This is a genomic window from Neisseria sp. P0021.S006 (genome assembly GCF_051956895.1).
This window is the reverse complement of record NZ_JBQCWZ010000935.1, coordinates 1-573: the sequence shown is the minus strand read 5'-3', so window position 1 is coordinate 573 and position 573 is coordinate 1. Positions and strand designations below refer to the sequence as shown.

General features: G+C 52.9%; 1 protein-coding gene. It reads left to right on the top strand.

Annotated features, from left to right (window positions below; translation table 11 throughout):
• Positions 1-537, top strand: a 537-nt coding sequence (locus tag ACTHUM_RS18000) for an HAD family hydrolase (protein WP_440403686.1), incomplete at its 5' end; no start/stop codon positions are given.
• Positions 538-573: the final 36 nt, after the last annotated feature.

Sequence of the window (573 nt, the reverse complement as noted above, 5' to 3'; positions counted from 1 at the left end):
GATGAAATCCGTCCGCAGGCCAGCCACGGTGCGAGCGGTTTGCTCAAACTTGGTGCAGGCATTACGCCCGACCATCCGGACTATATGCAATGGCGCAAAGAGTTTTTGGAAGAATACAGCCGCTGCTATGCCGATCAAACCATCTTGTTCGACGGCGTAAACGAAATGCTAGAAGCCTTAGTTCAACGCGGTATCCAATGGGGCGTTATCACTAACAAGCCCATGCGCTTTACCGATGTCCTCGTGCCTAAGCTCGGGTTTACCGTGCCTCCTGCCGTCATTGTCAGCGGCGATACTTGCGATGAACCTAAGCCCAGCGTGAAGCCCATGTTTTATGCGTGCGAACAGATGGGTGTCGAAGCGCGGCGATGTTTTTATGTCGGCGATGCCGAGCGCGATATGCAGGCAGGCAAGAATGCCGGGATGACAACCGTGCTTGCCGATTGGGGCTATATTTCTGCCGAAGACCAAACCGAAAACTGGCTTGCCGATTTCCGTATTGCCACGCCTTTGGATTTGTTGGCAATCTTGCGTTAAAACCCTGTAATAATCCGTTTTCAGACGGCCCGAAAC